Origin of the sequence: Streptomyces sp. NPDC002032 (assembly GCF_042890765.1) — a bacterium.
In the GTDB taxonomy this organism is placed as follows: Bacteria; Actinomycetota; Actinomycetes; order Streptomycetales; family Streptomycetaceae; genus Streptomyces.
Window position 1 is genome coordinate 456,392 of the sequence record NZ_JBIASM010000002.1, and the last position, 20,284, is coordinate 476,675.

Genomic DNA, 20,284 nt, shown 5'->3' on the forward strand with positions numbered 1-20,284 from the left:
CGGGGGCTGCTCCGGGGACTGCGCCGGGGGCCGTTCCCGGTCCGGGCGCCGGTTTCGCCCCGGCCGCCGTCCTGCCGTCCGACGAGCCCGCCCAGCCCTGGCAGTACGACCGCTCGCGCGCGCCCGTCGCCGTCAAGGTGCTGGTCGCGGGCGGCTTCGGCGTCGGCAAGACCACCTTCGTGGCCTCCGTCTCCGAGATCGCCCCGCTGCGCACCGAGGCGGTGATGACCCAGGCCGGCGCCTCCACCGACGACCTCTCCGGCACCCCGGACAAGAGCACCACGACCGTCGCCATGGACTTCGGCCGCATCACCCTCGCCGACGACCTCGTGCTGTACGTGTACGGGACCCCGGGCCAGGAGCGGTTCTGGTTCATGTGGGACGACCTGGTGCGCGGCGCCATCGGCGGGCTCGTCCTGGCCGACACGCGCCGGCTGCGGGACTGCTTCCCCGCCCTCGACTACTTCGAGAGCTGCGGGCTCCCCTACGCGGTTGCCGTCAACCACTTCGAGGGCTCGCGCCCGTACGAGGTGGAGGACGTCCGCGAGGCGCTCACCATCCCGCCCGGGGTGCCCGTGGTGATCATGGACGCGCGGCGCCGGGACACGGTCGTCGAATCCCTGCTGACCCTGGTGGGCCACGCGCTGGACGCCACCCCCGAATAGCCCAACCGCCCCGCGGACTCCGCAGATTGAGATCGTCAGATGCGCAGGATACTTGTCGTGGGGGCCGGCCAGTCCGGCCTCCAGCTCGCCCTCGGCCTCCAGGCGAAGGGCTACGAGGTCACCCTCATGTCCAACCGGACGGCGGAGGAGATCCGCACCGGCCGGGTCATGTCCACGCAGTGCATGTTCGACACGGCGCTCCAGCACGAGCGTGACCTCGGACTGAACTTCTGGGAGCGCCAGGCCCCCCGGATCCAGGGGGTCGGCGTCTCGGTCGCCGCCCCCGACTCCTCCCGCCCCGTCGACTGGCTCGGCCGGCTCAAGGGCCACGCCCAGTCCGTCGACCAGCGCCTGAAGATGTCCGGCTGGCTCGACGCCTTCACGCAGCGCGGCGGCCAGCTGGTCATCCACGGCGCGTCCGTCGCCGACCTCGACTTCTTCTCCCGCACCTACGACCTGGTGCTGGTCGCCGCGGGCAAGGGCGAGCTGGTCTCCATGTTCGAGCGGAACGCCGCCCGCTCCCCGTACGACGCCCCGCAGCGCGCCCTCGCCGTCAGCTACGTCCACGGGCTCGGGCCGCGCCCCGAACACCCCGACACCGAGGCCGTGCGCTGCAACCTGGTCCCGGGGGCCGGCGAACTGTTCGTGATGCCCACCCTCACCACCTCGGGCCGCGCGGACATCCTGTTCTGGGAGGGCGTCCCGGGCGGCCCGATCGACGTGTTCCGGGGCGTGAGCGGCCCGGCCGAGCACCTCGCGCTCACGCTGGAGCTGATGGAGAAGTTCACGCCCTGGGAGTACGCCCGGGCGAAGAACGTCGAGCTGACGGACGCGGGCGCCACCCTCGCCGGCCGGTACGCGCCGGTGGTCCGCAACCCGGTCGGCCGCCTGCCCGGCGGGGGACTGGTCCTGGGCGTCGGTGACGTGGTCGTCGCGAACGACCCGATCACCGGGCAGGGTTCGAACGCGGCGGCCAAGTGCGCGGCCTCGTACCTGTCCTCGATCCTGATGCACGGGGATGAACCGTTCGACGAGGCGTGGATGAAGGCCACCTTCGACAAGTACTGGTTCACGACCGGCAAGCCGGTGACCGAGTGGAGCAACGCCATGCTCGGCGTCCCGCCGGAGCACGTGCTGAACCTGATCGGCGCGGCCGGGCAGCTCCAGCCGGTGGCGGACCGTTTCGCCAACGGCTTCGACAACCCGGCCGACTTCGACGGCTACTTCTACGACCCCGAGGACGCGGCCGACTACCTCGCCGAGGTCGCGTCGTCCCTGCCGTCCCCGCCGCCGTCCGCCTCTTCCGAGGAGTAGCCGGTGTCGTCCCCCGCCGTCGCGCCCTCGGGCAGCGGCGGCGGGGTGAACTCCGCCAGCGGCACCCCGTCCGGATCCGGCCGCACCGCCCCCAGCAGCGGGTTCGCGGCGATCGGCGACACCTTGACGGTGGCGCCCGGACGCGGGGCCTGGATCACCTTGCCGTCCCCGATGTACAGGGCCACGTGGGTCGCCTTCGGGAAGTAGACCACCAGATCCCCCGGCCGCAGCCGGTCCAGCGGCACCCGGGGCAGCTGCGCCCACTGCTCCTGGCTGGTCCGGGGGATGGCGCGCCCGGCCTGCTGCCAGGCCCGCGAGGTCAGCCCGGAACAGTCGAAGGCGGCCGGGCCCTCCGCCCCCCACACGTACGGCTTGCCGATCTGCGCCGTCGCGTACCGCAGCGCCGAACCGCCCGCGGCCGTCGGCGTACCCGTACGGGCGGGCAGCCGGCCGGAGTCCACCAGCTCCCGCTGCGCCCCGGCGGTGACGGCGGCCTCGCGCCGGCCCAGCCCGGCCAGCTCCTCGGGAGTGAGCGCCGCCAGCAGCCGCTCCACCTCCTTGAGCCGGCCCGAGACCTCCCGCTGCTGCCGCTGCTGCTCGGCGGCGAGCCCCTGCTGCGCGTCGAGCGCCTTGCGGGCCGCCGCGGCCAGGGCGTCGGCCCGCTGCGCGCCCTGCTCCAGCCGTGCCACGGCCGCGGCCTGCCGGGCGCCCTGGCGGGCGGCGATCCGCCGCTGGTCGACGGCCTGCTGGGGGTCGCCGGAGAGCAGCATCCGCAGGTACGGGGACAGGCCGAGGGTGCCCTGGTACTGCTCCCGGGCCAGCCGCCCGGCCATGGCCTTCTCGGCGCCGAGCGCGCTGCGGGTCCGCCCGAGCTCGGTGGTCAGCCTCCGCTCCTCGTCCTGCCGGGCCTTGAGGGCGACCTCGGTGGCGTTGTAGGCCTCACTGGCCTCCTCGGCCTTCTGGTACAGCCCCTGGAGCCGCGTCAGCAACTCCCCGACGGGCTCGGCCCGCGCGGCGGGCGGCGGCGGCGCGACGACGCCGATCACGGCGGAAAGACAAACGGCCCACACCAGTCGTTTAGTCATCTAATCACCCTCCACGCCCAATCTCCCACGCCCCCGCCCCCGTTCCCGCCCGACCACGTCGGGCGCGAGGGCGGCCTCACTCGGTTGGGGGGGGTGGGGGGCGGGGCGGGGTCCGGGGGGCGGGGTTTCAGTGGAGCGGCATCAGGGAGGGTTTGGTGGTCTCCCGTCAGTCTCATCGTCCTTCCGTGTCGTGCCGGTCCCTCAAGGGCGCTCCTTCGTCGCGTCGCTTCGCGATGGCCTTCGGCCACCCTTGACCGACCGTCCCGCCCCGGAAAAACGAAGACTGCCGGGAAACCCCCAAAAGAACGTTCACGGGGCAGTGAGCCTGACCGATCCTTCTCAGGGAGCCGAGGCCCCCGCCCATGAGGCCTGGGCGGACCCGACATCCGGCCCGTGCGCCTCGCATTCCGGGCCGGGGGCGGCCAGCCACACACCAAACAGCGACCAGAACAACCGGGCGGGACATCTGGCGCATCAGATCGCTACACGCTTCTCCCGCATAGCGTCCGCCGGCCGTCTGGGGCTGGACATAGAAGACTGCTGCGGCTCACGACGTGCTGTGGGCGGACCGAAGCAGTTCGGCGAGATGCTCGATCACCTCGGCAGGGAGTTGGCCCAGGTGGACGTAGGGATGGCCTGAGCGTGTCACCGTGGGGCGCAAGCCGCTCCAAGCGGATTCGGGCACCCCCAGGGCGGTGAGAACCGTTCGGATCGACTCGGCGGCATTCGTCGCTCGCGCATGACCGTCCCGCCACGTCTGCATGTCCATCAGTGACCCGTCCCGTGCATCCTGAGCAGAATGTTGCAGTCGGTGATGAGTGAGCGGTCCACGTAGGTTTCGGTGACCGCAGAGGCTCGGAGCAGGTCCAGCCGGACACATTCCGGGCAGTCGGCCACCGGCTCGGGCGTCGTCTGGAGCTCCCTCAAGGGGAGCGATAGCGGCGCCTCGTGCCACCGTGCCGGCTCCGTCTTTTTCCTCACCATGCGCCTGCACCGCTTTCTCGCAGTGGACGGAGCGTCGGCCGCTCCCACAAGTCCATGGCTCAGGCTGGCTCGCACGTCAGGGCGTTACTACACCGTTCGCAGGACGTTCGGGACGCTTCACCACTACGGTCTGTTCCGTTCCCAAGAACCCACGGAGCGGACTGTGAACCACGCACTGCGTCGTGCGATGGCGGCTGCCAAGATGACCGAGAAACAGCTCGCAGAGCACTGCGGGGTCGACGCGAAGACGGTGGGGCGGTGGATCACCGAGCCCAATCGTGTCCCGCACGCCCGCCATCGGTGGGCGGTCTGCGAAGCGTTAGGGGAGGAGGAGGGAAACATGTGGCCCAACGCAATCAGCGCCGCGTTCGCCACCGGGCCGGACCGGGAGATAGTGCAGGTCTTTCCCTATCGCTCGGCAGCACCAGCCAGCCTATGGCGCTCGCTGGTGACGAAGGCACAACGCGAGCTGGTATTCGCGGGATACACCAATTACTTCCTGTGGCTCGAACAAGCCAACTTGGGCGGCGCCCTGCGCCGTAAAGCGCAGAGCGGCTGCCGCGTTCGGTTCCTCGTAGGCGACCCGGACAGCCCCGTCACTACGGCCAGAGAAGCCGAAGAGGGCGTTCCCCTGACGCTATCGACCCGGATCGCCGTGACGTTGAGCGAGCTGGCGAAGCTGCGGGATGTCACCGGCATTGAGGGGCGCCTTGAGACCGGTCATGTGAACCTGTCGGTCTTTCGGTTCGACGACGAGATGATCGTGACACCGATCTTGGCCCGCAAGATCGGGCACGATTCCCCGATGATGCATCTCCGGCGACGCCAGTCAGACGGCATGTTCGACCGGTTCGCTGCACATGTCGAGGAGTTGTGGAGCCGGGGCCGCGACATCAGGGAGGCGAGTGGCGATGGCCAGGCGTGACTATGAGGACGACCCCGGGGCGCCGGAGGCGAACAGCCTGGTGCCTGCGGCTTCCGCCGTCGTGGTGGATGCGGAGGGGCGGATCCTGTTGCAGCGCCGTACCGACAACGGAATGTGGGCCCTGCCCGGCGGCAAAATGGAACTGGGCGAGTCCATCGGCGACTGCGCTGTCCGGGAAACCCTTGAGGAGACCGGGATCATCGTCGAGATCACGGGCATCGTCGGCACCTACACGAATCCGGGCCACGTGTTCGCGTACGACGACGGCGAGGTGCGACAGGAGTTCTCCATCTGTCTCCTGGCCAGGCCCACCGGCGGAACCTTGCGGGCATCGGACGAGTCGTCCGAGGTCGCCTGGTTCACACCCGAGGCAACGGACGGCCTCCCGATGGTGCCGAGCATCCGCAAGCGCATCAACGACTGGCGAGCCGACCAGGGCCCAGCCATCCGCTGACTGCCCGGTTTCCACCCGCTCACCCAGGAGCCGCAGCGGTCGTCTATGTCCAGCCCAAGACGGCCGGCGGACGCTATGCCGGGAGAAGCGCGTAGCGATCTGACGCGCCGGATGTCCCGCCCGGTTGTTCTGGTCGCTGTTTGGTGTGGTCTGGCTGCCCCTGGCCCCGAACGTGGGCTGGGAGGGCTGGATGTCGGGTCGCCCCAGGCCTTGGGGGTGGGGGTCTTGGCTCCCTGACGAGGACAGGACTGTCAGTCGTGCCCCGTGAACGTTCTTTTGGGGGTTTCCCGGCAGTCTTCGTTTTTCCGTGGCGGGACGGTCGGTCAAGGGTGGCCGAAGGCCATCGCGAAGCGACGCGACGAAGGAGCGCCCTTGAGGGACCGGCACGACACGGAAGGACGATGAGACTGACGGGAGACCACCAAACCCTCCCTGAGGCCGATCAGCTGAGACCCGGCCACCCGGAGCCGCGTTCAGGGTCGCAGCAGGCGGGCCTTGGCCAGGGTGAACTCCTCCGGGGTCAGGAGGCCCTGGGTGGTCAGGTCGGCGAGTTGGGTCAGCTCCGCCGCCAGGGTGGCCGGGGGCGCGGGTGGGGGTGAGGGGGGCTTCGCCGGGGTCGGGGGCTCGGGCTCCGGTGCCGCGGGCGGTTCCGGTGCCGCCGGGGGCGCCACCGGCCGGCCGAAGGGTTCCTCCTCCGGGGCCGCGGCGTCCAGCGCCGCTTCCAGTTCCTCCGCCGCACCCTCCGGCGTCGCCCACTCCGCCGCACCGGCCGCCCGCCGCAGCAGGCCGCGCAGCAGCGGGTGGCCCGCCGGGCGGGTGGCCGCCGACACCGTCACGCCCACCGGCCGGATGAACATCACGCCACCTCCACCCGTTCCGCCGGGATCCGGACCGAGCCTACGATCCGGCCGCCCGCCGCCCGTACGGCGACCGCCGCGTCCTGCGCCCAGACGTGCTCGACCACCAGGAGCAGCGCGCAGCTGCCCCGTTCCAGCAGTTCGGCGGCCTCCCGCACGTCCTCGGGCCCGATCAGCCGGGCCACGTCGCGGCCCGCCAGCAGGCCGCGCAGCTCCACGTACTCGTCGAACTCCGCCGCGCTCACCTCGCCCGAGGCCGTCTTCGTCGTGACGAGGCCGTCGATCAGCCGGACCACCCCGGTCTTGCGCAGGCCCATCACGGCCTCGACCGCCGGGACCCGTAGCTGCTCCTCCGGGAAGGCGAGGACGATGAATTCCACTGGTCCCATGAGCCGGGGCTCCCTACTCCTGACCGTTTCTGACGACTCTTCGGCACACTATGACATAACCGGACATACCTGCCCCAGCCTTGCTACGTTTCCCCATATGACCGCTCTGACGGCGAAGGTGACGGAGCCCGCTCCGCCCCCGCCCCCCGATGTCCGCGCCGCCAAGCGCCGTGGCATCGAGCTGACACTGCTCGCCGGCGCGGTCCTGATCTCCGTGCTCGGCCACCTCTACGTCGGCCTAGCGGACAGCGGCCACACCCCCCGCCCCGCCGCCCGGTACGCCGCGGGCCTCGGCGGCGCGGCGCTGCTCGCGCACCTCGCCGTCCGGTTCCGGGCCCCCTACGCCGACCCCCTCCTGCTGCCGATCGCCGTACTGCTCAACGGCCTCGGCCTGGTCCTGATCCAGCGCCTCGACCTCGCCACCCCCGGCGAGAGCGGCGCGGGCGACCAGCTGCGCTGGTCGGCGCTCGGGGTGGCCCTCTTCGTCCTGGTCGTGGCCGGGCTGCGCGACCACCGGGCGCTCCAGAAGTACGCGTACCTCTCCGTCACGGTCGCGCTCGCCCTGATGCTGGTCCCGGTCTTCTTCCCGGCCGTCAACGGCGCCCACATCTGGATCCGGTTCGCCGGTCTCTCCTTCCAGCCGGGGGAGTTCGCCAAGATCCTCTTCGCGGTGTTCTTCGCCGCCTACCTCGCCGCGAACCGCACCGCCCTCGCCCTCACCGGCCGCCGGCTCTTCTGGAAGCTGCGCCTGCTGCCCGGCCGCGTCCTCGGTCCGATCCTGGCGATCTGGCTGCTCAGCGTGGGGGTGCTGGTCCTGGAGCGGGACCTCGGGACCTCGCTCCTCTTCTTCGGCCTGTTCGTGATCATGCTGTTCACGGCCACCGGCCGGATCGGCTGGATCGCCATCGGGCTGCTCCTGGCCGCGCTCGGCGCGTACGCCGTCGGGACCTTCGAACCGCACGTGCACGGCCGCGTGGACGACTGGCTGAATCCTTTCGCCTCCATCGAGCGCGGCGACGGACCCGGCCAACTCGCCCAGTCCCTCTTCGCCTTCGCCGCCGGCGGCCTCCTCGGCTCCGGCCTCGGCCACGGCCAGTCCTTCCTCATCGGCTTCGCCGCGAAATCCGACTTCGTCCTCGCCACCGCCGGCGAGGAGCTCGGCCTCGCCGGCCTCGCCGCGATCCTGATCCTCTACGGGCTCCTCGTGTCCCGGGGCTTCGGCGCCGCGCTCGCGCTGCGCGATCCCTTCGGGCGGCTGCTCGCCACCGGGCTGGCCTCGATCGTCGCCCTCCAGGTCTTCGTCATCGCGGGCGGGGTGACCGGCCTGATCCCGCTGACCGGCATGGCCATGCCCTTCCTCGCCCAGGGCGGCTCCTCCGTCGTCACCAACTGGATCATCGTCGCGCTGCTGGTCCGGCTCAGCGACAACGCCCGCCGCCCCCGCCCCGCCGAGGAGGCCGCCGCGTGATCCGCTACATCCGCTGGTGCGCGTACTTCTGCGCGCTGCTGCTCGTGGCCCTGCTGGTCAACGTGGGCCGGGTGCAGGTCTGGGAGGCCGCCGCCTACGGGGCCAACCCCGCCAACAAGCGGCCCGCCGTCGCGCGCTACGCCGAACCGCGCGGGGACATCCTCGTCGACGGCAGACCGGTCACCGGCTCCCGGGACAGCGGCCAGCTCCTGCGCTACGAGCGGACGTACGCCGACGGCCCCCTCTACGCGCCCGTCACCGGCTTCTCCTCCCAGACGTACGGGACCAGCTTCGTCGAGCGCGCCGAGGACGCCGTACTGTCCGGCACCGACCCGGGGCTCTCCGCCTTTCCCCTCTGGTACGAGCTCTCCCGCGGCCGCCCCGGCGGCGGCGACGCCGTGACCACCCTGCGCGCCGCCGTGCAGCGGGCCGCCTACCGGGGGCTCGGCGGCAAGCGCGGGGCCGTCGCCGCCGTGGAACCGGCGACGGGCCGGATCCTGGCCCTGGTCAGCAGCCCCTCCTACGACCCGGGCCTGCTCTCCGGGACCGGTGCGAAGGTCAAGGCGGCCTGGCAGCGGCTGAACGCGGACCCCGCCAAGCCGATGCTCAACCGGGCGCTGCGCGAGACGTACCCGCCCGGCTCCACCTTCAAGATCGTGACGGCCGCCGCCGCCCTCGACGCGGGCGTGGTCACCGACGCCGACGCCCCCACCCAGACCCCCGACCCCTACCCGCTCCCCGGCACCAGCACCCTGCTGCCGAACGCGGGCACGGGCTGCCAGGACGCCTCCATGGCGGAGGCGGTGCAGTTCTCCTGCAACACGGTGATGGCGAAGATCGGGGTACAGGTCGGCCTGCGCCGGATGGTCGCGGCGGCGGACCGCTTCGGCTTCAACGACGCGGGGCTGCGCGTGCCCTCCTGGGTGTCGCGGTCGAACTTCGACACCGACATGAGCCCCGACCAGCTGGCGCTCTCCTCGATCGGGCAGTTCAACACCAGGGCGACCCCGCTCCAGATGGCGATGGTGGCCGCGGCGGTCGCCAACGGCGGCGAGCTCAAGACCCCGTACCTGGTCGAGGGCACCACCCAGGAGGACGGCTCCCGGGTCCGCCGTACCGCCGAGCACACCTTCAGCCGCGCCATGAGCCCGCCCACGGCGTTGCTGATGCAGGAGCTGATGGTCAGGGTCGTGGAGAACGGCACCGGCCGCAACGCGGCGATCCCCGGCGCGGTCGTCGGCGGCAAGACCGGCACGGCCCAGCACGGCGTCGGCAACGCGGGCACCCCGTACGCCTGGTTCATCTCCTGGGCCCGCGCCCGGCAGGCCCCGCAGGCGGCGGTGGCGGTGGCGGTGGTGGTCGAGGACGCCTCGGCGGTCCGCGGCGACATCAGCGGCAACGGCGCGGCGGCCCCGATCGCCCGCGCGGTGATGCAGGCCGCCCTGGCGGGCCCGCCGCGACAGCCGCGCTGACGGATCCGCCCCCGCGAGCCGCCCCCCCCAAGCCGGTACCCGCTCCCGCCGGCCGGCGTCCCAGCCCCGGACCCGCCCTAAACCGGTCCCTCCCCGCCACCGGCCCCCTCCCGGATCACGTCCGCCACCTCCGCCGCCCGCTCCCGCTCCTCCGCGGCGAAGCGTTCGCGGTCGAGGGCCTCGGCGATCTCCTCGTCCTGGCTCATCAGCAGATCGAGACTGGAGTCGCCCATCTCGAAGACCCCCATGTCCAGATAGGCCTTCTGGAGCCGCGCACCCCACAGCCCGATGTCCTTGACGCACGGCACGATCCGGCTGAACAGCAGTCTGCGGAACAGGTGCAGGAACTCCGAGCGCTCGCTGAACTCCTCCGCCTCCCGCCTCGGGATCCCGAAGTTCTCCAGCACCTCCACCCCGCGCAGCCGGTCGCGCATCAGGTAGCAGCCCTCGATCACGAACTCCTCGCGTTCACGCAGTTCGGCGTCCGTGAGCTGCTTGTAGTAGTCCCGCAGCGCCATCCGCCCGAAGGCCACGTGCCGGGCCTCGTCCTGCATGACGTACGCCAGGATCTGCTTGGGCAGCGGCTTGTCCGTCGTATCGCGGATCATCCCGAACGCGGCCAGCGCCAGCCCCTCGATGAGCACCTGCATGCCCAGGTACGGCATGTCCCAGCGGGAGTCGCGCAGGGTGTCGCCGAGCAGGCCCCGGAGGCTGTCGTTGACCGGGTAGAGCATCCCGACCTTCTCGTGCAGGAAGCGCCCGAAGACCTCGGCGTGCCGGGCCTCGTCCATGGTCTGGGTGGCGGAGTAGAACTTCGCGTCCAGGTCCGGCACCGACTCCACGATGCGTGCCGCGCACACCATCGCGCCCTGCTCGCCGTGCAGGAACTGGCTGAAGTTCCAGGCGCTGTAGTGGCGGCGCAGTTCGCCCTTGTCCCGGTCGGTCATCTTGGCCCAGTACCGGGTCCCGTACAGCGTGAGGACGTCGTCGGGCGTGCCGAGCGGGTCGTACGGGTCCACTTCGATGCCCCAGTCGATGCGCTTGGCACCGTCCCACTGCTTGTCCTTGCCCTTCTGGTAGAGCGCGAGGAGCCGTTCGCGGCCTCCGTCGTACTCCCAGCTGAAGCGGGCCGCGCCGGAGGCGGGGACCTGCCATACGCCCTCGCCCGGGGATGTGGTGTAGAGCTCGTGCGTCGACACTGACGCCTCCTCGACTGCCTTACGGGACTCGGTGGTTGGCAGCGTCACACGGTGGTAGACGCGGGGTCAACAAGTCGTGCGCGAGGGATTGACGACCTTGCTGACAAGCAGTCTCATAAGAGGTGACCGCAGGTAACCCGACCAAGAGGTGCCCGAAGCCATGACGACCGTGACGCAGCGAGCCGCGCTGAGGGACGCCCTCGGCCCGCTCAAGGACCGCGAGCAGATCGCCGAACGACTGCTGGAATCCTCCGCGAAGCACTCCTTCGACCCCGACACCGAACTCGACTGGGACGCCCCGCCGATCGACGGCAAGTACTACTGGCCGCCCGAGCTGCTCTCCCTCTACGACACCCCGCTGTGGAAGAAGATGGGGGAGGAGCAGCGCATCGACCTCTCCCGCCACGAGGCCGCGGCCCTCGGCTCGCTCGGCATCTGGTTCGAGATCATCCTCATGCAGCTGCTGGTCCGGCACATCTACGACAAGTCGCTGACCAGCAATCACGTCCGCTACGCGCTCACCGAGATCGCCGACGAGTGCCGTCACTCGATGATGTTCGCCCGCATGATCCGCGAGAGCGGCACCCCCGCCTACCCCGTCTCCCGGGTCAACCACAACCTCGCCCGCATCCTCAAGACGGTCTCCACCACCCCCGGCTCCTTCGCCTGCACCCTCCTCGGCGAGGAGATCCTCGACTGGATGCAGCGCCTCACCTTCCCGGACGAGCGGATCCAGCCGCTGGTGCGCGGCGTCACCCGCATCCACGTCATCGAAGAGGCCCGGCACGTCCGCTACGCCCGCGAGGAACTGCGCCGCCAGATGCTGACGGCCCCGCGCTGGGAGCAGGAACTCACCCGGATCAGCTGCGGGGAGGCCGCCCGCGTCTTCTCGCTCGCCTTCGTCAACCCGCAGGTCTACGACAACATCGGGCTGGACCGCCACGAGGCCGTAGCCCAGGTCCGCGCCAGCGGCCACCGCCGCGAGGTGATGCAGACGGGCGCCAAGCGGCTCACCGACTTCCTGGACGACATCGGCGTCCTGCGCGGGGTGGGCCGCCGGCTGTGGAAGAGCTCGGGCCTGCTGGCCTGAGGGGGCGTCGTCTACCCTGCGTGCATGACCGTACGCGCGTACCGCAGGCTGAGCGTCGAGGAGCGGCGGGCCCAACTCCTCGACGCGGCCCTGTCGCTGTTCGCGCACCGGGCCCCGGAGGAGGTCTCCCTCGACGACGTCGCGGAGGCCGCCGGTGTCTCGCGCCCGCTCGTCTACCGCTACTTCCCCGGCGGCAAGCAGCAGCTCTACGAGGCCGCCCTGCGCTCCGCCGCCGACGTCCTCGAACTCTGCTTCGCCGAGCCCCAGCACGGCCCCCTCACCCGGCGGCTCTCCCGGGCCCTGGACCGCTACCTGGCCTTCGTCGACGAGCACCACACCGGCTTCTCCGCCCTCCTCCAGGGCGGCAGCGTCGTCGAGACCTCCCGCACCACGGCGACGGTCGACGGGATCCGCCGCGCGGCGGCCGAACAGATCCTCTTCCACCTCGGCACCCCGAGCCCCGGCCCCCGGCTGCGGATGATGGTCCGCACCTGGATCACGGCGGTCGAGGCCGCCTCGCTGATCTGGATCGACGAGGGCAGGCAGCCCGAGGCCGGCGAGCTGCGCGACTGGCTGCTGGACCAGTTCGTCGCCCTGCTCACCGCCACCGCCGCCACCGACCCCGAAACGGCGGCGGCCGCCCGGGCCGCGCTGGCCCTGGAGTCGGCGGACGGCCCCGTCGGCGTACTCGCCCGGCGCGTGATCCCCGTGGTCTCCGAGGCCGCGCACCTGCTGTGACACTGGTGGGGTGAGAAGCGAAGCGACCCCCTTCGAGGGCGGCCCGATGGACGGCAGGATCCTCCCGATCCTCCTCGGCCCGACCGGCCACCCGCCGAAGTGGTACGAGATCCCCGTCCCCGCCCCGGACGGCGGGCCCCCGACGGTCCTGCTGTACGAGCGGGTCCCGGCGGGCTACTCGAAGCGGCTGGGCCTCCAGAAGGGCTGGAAGTACACCTTCTCCCCGACGGGCGAAAAGCCAAGGCCCCGCTGGCCCTGGACCAAACCCAAGCCATAGCCCCACCCGGCACCCACCCCAGACCGGGCCCGGCCCACCCGGCAGTCACCCCACCCGGCAGTCACCCAAAACCGGGGCCGGCACACCAGGCGGTCACCCAAGGCCGGGGCCGGGGTGGGGTGTCGTCCGGGGCTAAAACGAGATGACTTCGGCGCGATGTCCCGCCCGCCGTCCCGACCACCCCAGGGCGCCGAACATCGAAGCCCGCCCCGGACGACACCCCACCCCCGCCCCGGCCGCCCCCGCAGCCCGGCCCACCCCGGCCCCGCCCGGCGCCGGCCCCGCCCGGCCCCGCCCCACGCCCCCGCCCCCCGCCCGGCTAGGGCACGGGCAGGGTCAGCACCGCCAGCGCCCCGCCCCCCTCCGCCCCCCGGAACTCCAGCTCCGCCCCGATCGCCGCCGCCTGCCCCACCGCGATGGTCAGCCCCAGCCCGTGCCCCTTGCCGCCGCTGCGGAACCGCTGCGGCCCATGGGCCAGGAGGTAGTCCGGGAACCCGTCGCCGTGGTCCCGTACCGTCACCACCGGCCCGTCCACCGTCACCACCACCGGCCCCCGCCCGTGCTTGTGGGCGTTCGCGACCAGGTTCCCCAGCACCCTCTCCAGCCGCCGCCGGTCCGTCTCCACGTGCGCGTCCCGCAGGACGCGCACCTCCGTGTCCGTCCCCGACGCCCGCACCACCCGGTGCGCCAGCCGCGCCAGCTGGTGCAGGTCGGTGTCCACCCGCTCGCTCCCGGAGTCCAGCCGGGAGATCTCCAGCAGGTCCTCCGTCAGCTGCCGCATCGTGCCCACCCGCTCCCGCACCAGCTCCGTCGGCCGCCCCTCCGGCAGCAGCTCCGAGGCCGCCTGCAGCCCGGTCAACGGGGTGCGCAGCTCGTGCGCGACATCGGCGGTGAACCGCTGCTCGCTCAGCAGCTTCGCCTGGAGGGTCGTCGCCATCGTGTCCAGCGCCCCCGCGACCGTCGAGACCTCGTCCTGGTGCCGCGAGGGGTCCTTCGTGCGCGGATCGCCGACCCGCGCGTCGAGGTCACCGCCGGTGATCCGCCGGGCGACCGCCGCCGTCTGCTGGAGCCGCCGCGTCACCCGGCTCACGGCGAAGGCCCCCACCAGCAGGGTCCCGCCGAGCGCCAGCAGCGAGGAGCCGATGATCGCGTTGTCCAGGCCCCGGATCGTGCGGGCGCTCTGCCCGTAGTCGACGGCGGTGGCCAGCGCCCGGCCGTCCGCCGGAGCCGCCGCCCACATCAGGGGCCGCCCGCGGAACTCCCCGACGAGCGTCCCGCGCTGTCCGCTCACCGCGAGCGCCCGCAGCTGCGGCGGCAGCCCCGCCGGATCGAGGCCGGCGCCGCGCGGCAGGTCCTCGCCGTCCTCGTACGCGAGGGCGGCGTCGTTCAGTCTGTTCAGTGCCTTGTCGCGGGCGGTCGCGACGGTCTGCCGGGTCACCTCGACGTGGACGAGCGCGCCCACCACCGCCGCCAGCGAGCAGCACATCACCACGATGAAGCACGCCGACTTCCAGGTCAGCGACGCCGTCCACGCGGGCAGCACCCGCCTCACGGCGCGCCCCCCGCACCGGCCGCCGCACCGGCCCCGGCCCCGCTCTCCTCCCCGGCGTCGGCGCCGGCCCCGGCCCCCGCCGAGGCCCGCGGCCGCGCCGGTACCCGTACGACCTGCTCCCTCTCCGGCAGCATCGTCTTCTGCTTCGGGTCCCAGGACCAGGCGGTGATCAGCTCGTAGCCCGGGTTCCCGCTCGGTACCCGCAGGATCACGTCCTGCCCGGCCAGCTCCACCGAGATGACGGTCTGGGTGGTCGCCATGATCCGGTTGAGCCGTCCGTCGGCGTCCGCCGTGTAGACCCGTACGGACATCATCTTGTCGGGGAAGTCGACGCCCACCACGACCTCGTCCTTGCCGTTCCCGGTGAGGTCCCGGTAGTACGGCTTGCGCACCGGGCACTTCCCCGGTTCCTCCCGCGCCGTTCCGCAGTCCCTGATCGCGTCGGCCGTCTCCGCGGGCATCCCGTCCGGTCCGGTCACGGCCCCGGGATGGGCCCGCAGTTCCGCCTGGAGCAGGGCCACCGGGTCGACATCGTGCACGTTCTGATCGGGAACCTTCGGCAGACCCTGTACGTAGACGGGTGGCGCGCCCCCCGGATCGGCGGGCGGTACGTCGGCACCCTTGCGCTCCGGCCACAGGTGTACGGGGCCGTTCGCGGTCGGGGTCGGCCCGGCGGCGGACAGCCCCCCGGGGTCCCCGCACCCCGCCAGCAGGGGCAGCGGCAGCAGCGCCAGGAGCAGGGCGGCACCCGAGCGGAACGGTCGGTTTCGCACGGTGAAGGCCTCCTCTGCATGACATACGGTCGAATCCGTCAACTTTATGCAGAGAAACGCCCTTTTTGCCGCCGCGTCCGTTCACCGGACACCCGGCACCCACCGGCGGCACCCACACCCACACCCGCACCCGCACCCGCACCCAGGGCCCAAGCCCCGCGGCCGGTCGGGTCAGCCCCACGACCAGCCGGGTCGCCCGAACGACCAGGCGGCCAGGCCCGCCACCGCCCCGGCCCGGTCAGCCCTCGGTGCGCCCGCGCCGCAGCATCGCGAAGCCCAGCCCGGCCGCTCCGACGGCCGCGATTCCGCCGCCCGCGGCGAGCAGCAGCACGCCCTCGCCCGGCCCCTCGGCGAGGGCGTGCAGCCGCAGGGCCCGTACGGTCCCGGTGCCCTTGGCCCCTTCGTGCCCGCCGCCCTCCACGGTGGCGGGCAGCACCCGCCCACCGCCCGCGCCGGAGTCACCGGCACCGGGCGCTCCGCCCCCGTGCCGGGTCCCGGTCTTGTACCCGTCGCCCGCCACCGCGTGCGAGCCGCCCTCCGGAAGGGTCTCCCCGACCCAGGAGGACAGCCGCCCGTCGGGCCGCAGCGCGGTGTGCAGCTCGCCGGTGGTGCCGAAGCCGGTGAAGCCGTCCCGGCTGTTCAGCGTCGCCACGGTGGCGCCCGCACGCTGGATCTCGGCCTGGTACGCGTCCTTCGCGACCCGGTACACCTTCGCCGTCGAGAGGCCGTCCGCCAGGGAGAGGCTCTTGAGCAGCGTCCGCTGCGTGCCGGAGGCGGCCGGCACCCCGTCGGCGAACGCCGCGCCCGCGGGCAGCGCCAGCACGCCGGCCGCACAGGCGGTCACGGCGGCGGCGCGAACGGCTGAGCGGCGGCTGACGGTACTCACGGGAATCCTTCGGTACGGGAGGGGTCCCGGCGGTCCCGGGCGGCACCAACGTAGGGCCCGGCCGTTGCAGTACGGCGGTGGACGTGTAACAGCAAGGCGGCAAGGAGCCGACGGAGCTGTTACACAACCGAGGGATTGCCGTGGACGGTCCCGGCTGCTCCCATGGACGGCGGGGGTGAGGCCGATGCGCGGACTCAAGGTGGTGCCCAGCGGCCGGCCCGGCCGGGGCAGGCTCTACGTCAACCGGCCGGACGGCCGGGCGGTGGCCTGGTACGACCGGCGGACCAACCGGATCAGCGTCCTCGCGGACGACCGGCGCGAGGCGGTACTGGCGGCCCTGCGCCCGTACCTGAGCGGCGGGTGGACCATCGGGCCGCCCCCCGTCCCCACCGCCGCCGACCTGCGCCGGCTCGCCCTGCGGCCCGACCAGGACCTGGCGCCGAACCGCCCCGGCGAACGGCTGCTCGGCGAGCTCGCGTACGGATCGCCCGGCAGCCGGACCCGGCACCGGATGCGGCAGGAACTCCAGGCCCGGGAACGGATGGGGGCCGAGCTGGACCTCCTGGAGGAGTCGGAGGCGCACTGGCGGGCCCTGCACGACATTCCGCTGCCCGGCCTCGGGCTGCTGGACCACCTGCTCATCGGCCCGCCGGGCATCCTCGTCGTCCGTACGGTCCCGGGCCGCCGCCAACGCGCCCGGGTCGGCGACCTGCTGCTGACGGTGGGCCGCGGCGAACCCACCCCGGACCCCCGCTGGATCCGCCGGGCGGCCGCCTACGCGGCCCGGGTGCTGACCGCGCCGGTGACCCCGGTGCTCGCGCTGGCCGACGCCTCGCGCGTCGAGGTGGCGCCGACGGTCCGGGACGTCCTCGTCCTCCAGCCGCCGACCGCCGCCGCCACCCTCACGGCAGCCCCGGTGACCCTCAAACCCCCCGACATCGAAGCCCTCTTCACCCTGGCCCGCACCCACCCCACCTGGTGGGGCGGCTGAGGCGCGGCACCCGGGTCAGGCCGAACTCCGCTTGCGGGGGGCCGCCTTCTTGGCCGCCGCGGCCGTGGCCTTCTTCGTGGCTCCCGCGCCGGACTTCGCGGCCGCGGGCTTGCCGCGCGCCGCCGTGGACTTGGCGGTGGCCGAAGCCGACTTCGTGGCGGCCGCCGCCGATCCGCCCGACTTGGCCGAGGCCCCCGAAGCCCCCGACTTGGCCGTCCTGGCCGTCGTCTTGGCCACCGACGCGGTCTTCCGCCCGGCGGCCGCCTTCCCGGCCGCCCCGGCCCCCGCCGAGGCCGTCGACTTCTTCCCGCCCACCGCCTTCGGCGCGGCCGCCGCCGACCGGGCCGGCGCCGCCTTCCGCCGGATCGGCGTCACCTCGGCCCCGCCCCCGGCGTCGGCGGCGTCACCGCCACCGCCACCGCCATCGCCCCCGGCGCGCGAGGCCTTCGCCGCCCGGACGCTGCTCTCCAGCGCCGCCATCAGGTCGATGACCTGGCCACCGGCCGGCTCCGCCGCCGGCTCCGCCGGTTCGAACCCGGCGCCCGCCTTCGCCGCGAGCATGGCCTCCACGGCCTCCCGGTAGTCGTCGTGCAGCGAGGCGATCTCCACCTCCCCCAGGGTGGCCATCAGCGCGTCGGCCAGGTCCAGTTCGGCCTCGCGCACGCTCACCGACCCCTCCGGGGCCACGCCCTCCGGGGCGCGGATCTCGTCCGGCCACAGCAGGCCGTGCATCGCGATCACGTCGTCGACGACCCGCAGCATGCCGAGCCGCTCCCGCCCCCGCAGCGCGTACTTGGCGATCGCGACCTTCCGGCTCCGCTTGAGCGCCTCCCGCAGCAGCGTGTACGGCTTGGCGGCCGTCGCGCCGTTCGCGGCGAGGTAGTAGGCGGCGTCCATCTGGAGCGGGTCGATCTCCTCGGCGGGTACGAACGAGACGATCTCGATCGTCTTCGCGGTGGGGATCGGCAGCCGTGCCAGGTCCTCGTCCGTGATCGGGATGATCGACCCGTCCGCCTCCTCGTACCCCTTGCCGATCTCGGCGGCCGGCACCTCCTCGCCGTCGAGCTCGCACACCTTGCGGTACCGGACGCGGCCCCCGTCCGTCACATGGATTTGACGGAAGGAGATCGAGTGGCTCTCGGTGGCGTTGACGAGCTTGATCGGGATGCTGACCAAGCCGAAGGAAATCGCCCCGTTCCAAATGGATCGCACGGTTCCTCCTGATTCGTGGCAATCTCATCGTATGACGCCGATCACCATGGTGGAGGGGCGTCGCATCGCGCTCAGCAACCTGGACAAGGTCCTGTACCCGCGGACCGGTTTCACCAAGGGCGAGGTGCTGCACTACTACGCCACCGTCGCGCCCGCCCTGCTCCCGCACGTCCACGACCGCCCGGTCTCCTTCCTGCGCTACCCCGACGGCCCGGACGGGCAGCTCTTCTTCACCAAGAACCCGCCGCCCGGTACCCCCGCATGGGTGAGGACGGCCCCCGTTCCGCACTCCGAGGACGAGCGCGCCGAGCAGGTGGTCGTCAGCGACCTGCCGACCCTCATGTGGGCCGCCAACCTCGTCGTGGAGCTCCACACCCCCCAGTGGACCGCCGGCAGCCCGGCCGTCGCCGACCGGATCGTCCTCGACCTCGACCCCGGCCCGCCCGCCACCGTCGTCGAATGCTGCGCCGCCGCCCTCTGGCTGCGCGAGCGCCTCGCCGCCGACGGCCTGGAGGCCCACGTCAAGACCTCCGGCTCCAAGGGCCTGCACCTGGCCGTCGCCCTGGAGCCGACCCCGTCCGCGCGCGTGTCCGCGTACGCGAAGGCCCTCGCGCAGGAGGCCGAGGCCGCCCTCCCGGGCCTCGTCGTGCACCGGATGGCCCGGGCGCTGCGCCCGGGAAAGGTCTTCGTGGACCACAGCCAGAATGCCGCCGCCAAGACCACCGCCGCCCCCTACACGCTGCGCGCCCGCCCCCTGCCCACCGTCTCCGCACCCGTCTCGTGGGCGGAGACCGAGGCCTGCCGGGACAGCCGGGACCCCTCCGACCTGGTGTTCCTCGCCGACGACATCGCGCCGCGGCTGGCCCGCGACGGCGACCTGTTCGCCCCGCTGACCGACCCGGACCGGGCCGGGAGACTGCCGTGATCCGGGTGGCGCTGGCCGCGTCCGTACGGACCCTGCCGCGCGGGGCGGGACTGGCGTACGAGCCCAAGTTCGACGGCCACCGCCTGCTCGTCCGGCGCACGACGGCCGACGTGGTGCTCCAGGCCCGCTCCGGCCGCGTGGTCACCGCCGCCTTCCCCGAGCTGGTGGCGGCCGCCCGGCAACTGCCCGCCGGAACCGTCCTGGACGGGGAGGTGGTGGTCTGGCACGCCGGGCGCACCGACTTCGCGCTGGTCCAGCGGCGCGCCGCGGCCGCCACGGGGGTCCGGGCCGCGGTGCTCGCGCAGTCCCTGCCCGCCTCGTACGCCGCATTCGACGTGCTGGAGCTGGCCGGGCTCGACGTGCGCGGCCGGCCCTACGAACGCCGCCGGGCGCTCCTCGTCGACCTGCTCCTGCCGCTGGGCCCGCCGCTGCAACCGGTACCGATGACCACCGATCCGGAGCTCGCCGAGACCTGGTACGAGACCCTGCCCGCCAGTGGCATCGAGGGCCTGGTCGTCAAGCGGCTCGACGAGGCCTATCCGGCCGGCCGGCGCAGCTGGCGCAAGCTGCGCCACACCGACGTCGCGGACGCGGCCGTGGTCGGCTTCACCGGCACCCCGCGGCACCCGAAGGCGCTCGTCCTGGTGCTGCCGGGGGAGGACGACGAGGAGCCGCTGGTCTCCAGCCCGCTGTCGGCCGCGCTGCGCACGGAGGTGGCGGCGGCCGTCGCGGCCCGTACGCGGACGGCCCCGGCCGGGGCCACCGTCACCGCGATCGGCCTCGGAGAAGTGCCGTTCCGCCCGCTGGACCCGCCGCTGGCCGCCGAGGTCCGGCGCAGCTCGGCCCGGCATCCGCCGCCGGAGGTGCTCCGGCTGCGGACCGACCTCCTGTGACCCGGACGGAGACGGACCTCTGACCCGCGGCGGACGCGGGCCAGAGGTCTCGGTCGTCAGGGGGGGCAGGGGTCGGGGACGGGTGTCCGGCTGTCCGGGGTCGGGCGTGGGCCCGGGGGCGGGATCGGAGTGCCG

Annotated in this window: 20 protein-coding genes; 12 read left to right on the forward strand and 8 right to left on the reverse strand. The window is 73.0% G+C overall.

Annotation, left to right across the window (positions count from 1 at the left end):
* Positions 1-71: 71 nt before the first annotated feature.
* Complete coding sequence (locus ACFYYT_RS06220; RefSeq protein WP_351819622.1) at positions 72-665, forward strand: ATP/GTP-binding protein; 594 nt, start codon at positions 72-74, stop codon at positions 663-665.
* Positions 666-704: 39 nt separating this feature from the next.
* Entirely contained in the window at positions 705-1,979 is a 1,275-nt protein-coding gene (locus ACFYYT_RS06225) for a styrene monooxygenase/indole monooxygenase family protein (RefSeq protein WP_351819451.1), read from the forward strand.
* On the opposite strand, the gene ACFYYT_RS06230 is transcribed toward ACFYYT_RS06225, so the two are convergent.
* Positions 1,916-3,064 (reverse strand): C40 family peptidase, encoded by a 1,149-nt coding sequence (locus tag ACFYYT_RS06230; RefSeq protein ID WP_351819448.1) that lies wholly within the window; start codon positions 3,062-3,064, stop codon positions 1,916-1,918. The genes ACFYYT_RS06225 and ACFYYT_RS06230 overlap by 64 nt on opposite strands.
* Positions 3,065-4,211: 1,147 nt before the next feature.
* Between ACFYYT_RS06230 and ACFYYT_RS06235 the strand changes: the two genes are divergently transcribed.
* Positions 4,212-4,973 (forward strand): DUF5919 domain-containing protein, encoded by a 762-nt coding sequence (locus tag ACFYYT_RS06235; RefSeq protein ID WP_351822235.1) that lies wholly within the window; start codon positions 4,212-4,214, stop codon positions 4,971-4,973.
* A complete protein-coding gene (locus tag ACFYYT_RS06240) occupies positions 4,960-5,427 on the forward strand; it encodes an NUDIX domain-containing protein (protein ID WP_351822238.1) in 468 nt (155 codons plus the stop codon). The genes ACFYYT_RS06235 and ACFYYT_RS06240 overlap by 14 nt, the downstream gene beginning before the upstream one ends.
* Positions 5,428-5,900: 473 nt before the next feature.
* Here ACFYYT_RS06240 and ACFYYT_RS06245 read toward each other — a convergent pair whose 3' ends face one another.
* Positions 5,901-6,284 (reverse strand): hypothetical protein, encoded by a 384-nt coding sequence (locus ACFYYT_RS06245; protein WP_351822241.1) that lies wholly within the window; start codon positions 6,282-6,284, stop codon positions 5,901-5,903.
* Entirely contained in the window at positions 6,284-6,673 is a 390-nt protein-coding gene (locus tag ACFYYT_RS06250; RefSeq protein ID WP_351822244.1) for a DUF6325 family protein, read from the reverse strand. Before ACFYYT_RS06250 ends, ACFYYT_RS06245 begins: the two co-directional genes overlap by 1 nt.
* Before the next feature lie 97 nt (positions 6,674-6,770).
* Here ACFYYT_RS06250 and ACFYYT_RS06255 point away from each other — a divergent pair, with 97 nt between their 5' ends.
* Together ACFYYT_RS06255 and ACFYYT_RS06260 are read left to right on the forward strand one after the other, a co-directional pair.
* Entirely contained in the window at positions 6,771-8,141 is a 1,371-nt protein-coding gene (locus ACFYYT_RS06255; RefSeq protein WP_351822247.1) for an FtsW/RodA/SpoVE family cell cycle protein, read from the forward strand.
* Positions 8,138-9,613 (forward strand): penicillin-binding transpeptidase domain-containing protein, encoded by a 1,476-nt coding sequence (locus tag ACFYYT_RS06260; RefSeq protein WP_351822250.1) that lies wholly within the window; start codon positions 8,138-8,140, stop codon positions 9,611-9,613. Before ACFYYT_RS06255 ends, ACFYYT_RS06260 begins: the two co-directional genes overlap by 4 nt.
* Before the next feature lie 77 nt (positions 9,614-9,690).
* Here ACFYYT_RS06260 and ACFYYT_RS06265 read toward each other — a convergent pair whose 3' ends face one another.
* Positions 9,691-10,812, reverse strand: a complete 1,122-nt coding sequence (locus ACFYYT_RS06265) for a ferritin-like domain-containing protein (protein ID WP_351822253.1) — start codon at positions 10,810-10,812, stop codon at positions 9,691-9,693.
* 160 nt (positions 10,813-10,972) lie between these two features.
* On the opposite strand from ACFYYT_RS06265, the gene ACFYYT_RS06270 reads away from it, so the two are divergent.
* Genes ACFYYT_RS06270 through ACFYYT_RS06280 form a run of 3 tightly spaced genes read left to right on the forward strand, consistent with a single transcriptional unit; the run spans position 10,973 to position 12,917 of the window.
* Positions 10,973-11,902: a diiron oxygenase gene (locus ACFYYT_RS06270; protein WP_351822256.1), complete on the forward strand. Its 930-nt coding sequence runs from the start codon at positions 10,973-10,975 to the stop codon at positions 11,900-11,902.
* A gap of 24 nt (positions 11,903-11,926) precedes the next feature.
* The gene (locus tag ACFYYT_RS06275; protein WP_351822259.1) at positions 11,927-12,640 is read left to right on the forward strand and encodes a helix-turn-helix domain-containing protein; all 714 of its coding nucleotides are present in this window, start codon (positions 11,927-11,929) and stop codon (positions 12,638-12,640) included.
* Positions 12,641-12,650: 10 nt separating this feature from the next.
* Complete coding sequence (locus tag ACFYYT_RS06280) at positions 12,651-12,917, forward strand: hypothetical protein (RefSeq protein WP_351822262.1); 267 nt, start codon at positions 12,651-12,653, stop codon at positions 12,915-12,917.
* Positions 12,918-13,236: 319 nt separating this feature from the next.
* Here the strand turns inward: ACFYYT_RS06280 and ACFYYT_RS06285 are convergent, their stop codons facing one another.
* The 3 genes from ACFYYT_RS06285 to ACFYYT_RS06295 form a co-directional block, all read right to left on the reverse strand.
* A complete protein-coding gene (locus ACFYYT_RS06285) occupies positions 13,237-14,469 on the reverse strand; it encodes a HAMP domain-containing sensor histidine kinase (RefSeq protein ID WP_351822265.1) in 1,233 nt (410 codons plus the stop codon).
* Positions 14,466-15,242 (reverse strand): hypothetical protein, encoded by a 777-nt coding sequence (locus tag ACFYYT_RS06290; protein WP_351822268.1) that lies wholly within the window; start codon positions 15,240-15,242, stop codon positions 14,466-14,468. The genes ACFYYT_RS06285 and ACFYYT_RS06290 overlap by 4 nt, the downstream gene beginning before the upstream one ends.
* A gap of 238 nt (positions 15,243-15,480) precedes the next feature.
* Positions 15,481-16,128: a hypothetical protein gene (locus ACFYYT_RS06295; protein WP_351822271.1), complete on the reverse strand. Its 648-nt coding sequence runs from the start codon at positions 16,126-16,128 to the stop codon at positions 15,481-15,483.
* A gap of 184 nt (positions 16,129-16,312) precedes the next feature.
* On the opposite strand from ACFYYT_RS06295, the gene ACFYYT_RS06300 reads away from it, so the two are divergent.
* Complete coding sequence (locus tag ACFYYT_RS06300) at positions 16,313-17,119, forward strand: nuclease-related domain-containing protein (protein WP_351822274.1); 807 nt, start codon at positions 16,313-16,315, stop codon at positions 17,117-17,119.
* Between the two features lie 15 nt (positions 17,120-17,134).
* Here ACFYYT_RS06300 and ACFYYT_RS06305 read toward each other — a convergent pair whose 3' ends face one another.
* The gene (locus ACFYYT_RS06305) at positions 17,135-18,331 is read right to left on the reverse strand and encodes a Ku protein (protein ID WP_351822277.1); all 1,197 of its coding nucleotides are present in this window, start codon (positions 18,329-18,331) and stop codon (positions 17,135-17,137) included.
* 31 nt (positions 18,332-18,362) lie between these two features.
* Between ACFYYT_RS06305 and ligD the strand changes: the two genes are divergently transcribed.
* The gene (gene ligD / locus ACFYYT_RS06310; RefSeq protein WP_351822280.1) at positions 18,363-19,256 is read left to right on the forward strand and encodes a non-homologous end-joining DNA ligase; all 894 of its coding nucleotides are present in this window, start codon (positions 18,363-18,365) and stop codon (positions 19,254-19,256) included.
* Positions 19,256-20,149: an ATP-dependent DNA ligase gene (locus tag ACFYYT_RS06315; RefSeq protein ID WP_351822405.1), complete on the forward strand. Its 894-nt coding sequence runs from the start codon at positions 19,256-19,258 to the stop codon at positions 20,147-20,149. The genes ligD and ACFYYT_RS06315 overlap by 1 nt, the downstream gene beginning before the upstream one ends.
* The last annotated feature ends 135 nt before the right edge of the window (positions 20,150-20,284 follow it).

Bases quoted from the DNA above. Each gene is read 5' to 3' on its own strand.
- ACFYYT_RS06225 (WP_351819451.1), top strand. From the start codon at position 705: ATGCGCAGGATACTTGTCGTGGGGGCCGGCCAGTCCGGCCTCCAGCTC.
- ACFYYT_RS06230 (WP_351819448.1), bottom strand. From the start codon at position 3,064: ATGACTAAACGACTGGTGTGGGCCGTTTGTCTTTCCGCCGTGATCGGC.
- ACFYYT_RS06240 (WP_351822238.1), top strand. From the start codon at position 4,960: ATGGCCAGGCGTGACTATGAGGACGACCCCGGGGCGCCGGAGGCGAAC.
- ACFYYT_RS06245 (WP_351822241.1), bottom strand. From the start codon at position 6,284: ATGTTCATCCGGCCGGTGGGCGTGACGGTGTCGGCGGCCACCCGCCCG.
- ACFYYT_RS06250 (WP_351822244.1), bottom strand. From the start codon at position 6,673: ATGGGACCAGTGGAATTCATCGTCCTCGCCTTCCCGGAGGAGCAGCTA.
- ACFYYT_RS06255 (WP_351822247.1), top strand. From the start codon at position 6,771: ATGACCGCTCTGACGGCGAAGGTGACGGAGCCCGCTCCGCCCCCGCCC.
- ACFYYT_RS06270 (WP_351822256.1), top strand. From the start codon at position 10,973: ATGACGACCGTGACGCAGCGAGCCGCGCTGAGGGACGCCCTCGGCCCG.
- ACFYYT_RS06275 (WP_351822259.1), top strand. From the start codon at position 11,927: ATGACCGTACGCGCGTACCGCAGGCTGAGCGTCGAGGAGCGGCGGGCC.
- ACFYYT_RS06300 (WP_351822274.1), top strand. From the start codon at position 16,313: ATGCGCGGACTCAAGGTGGTGCCCAGCGGCCGGCCCGGCCGGGGCAGG.
- ligD (WP_351822280.1), top strand. From the start codon at position 18,363: ATGACGCCGATCACCATGGTGGAGGGGCGTCGCATCGCGCTCAGCAAC.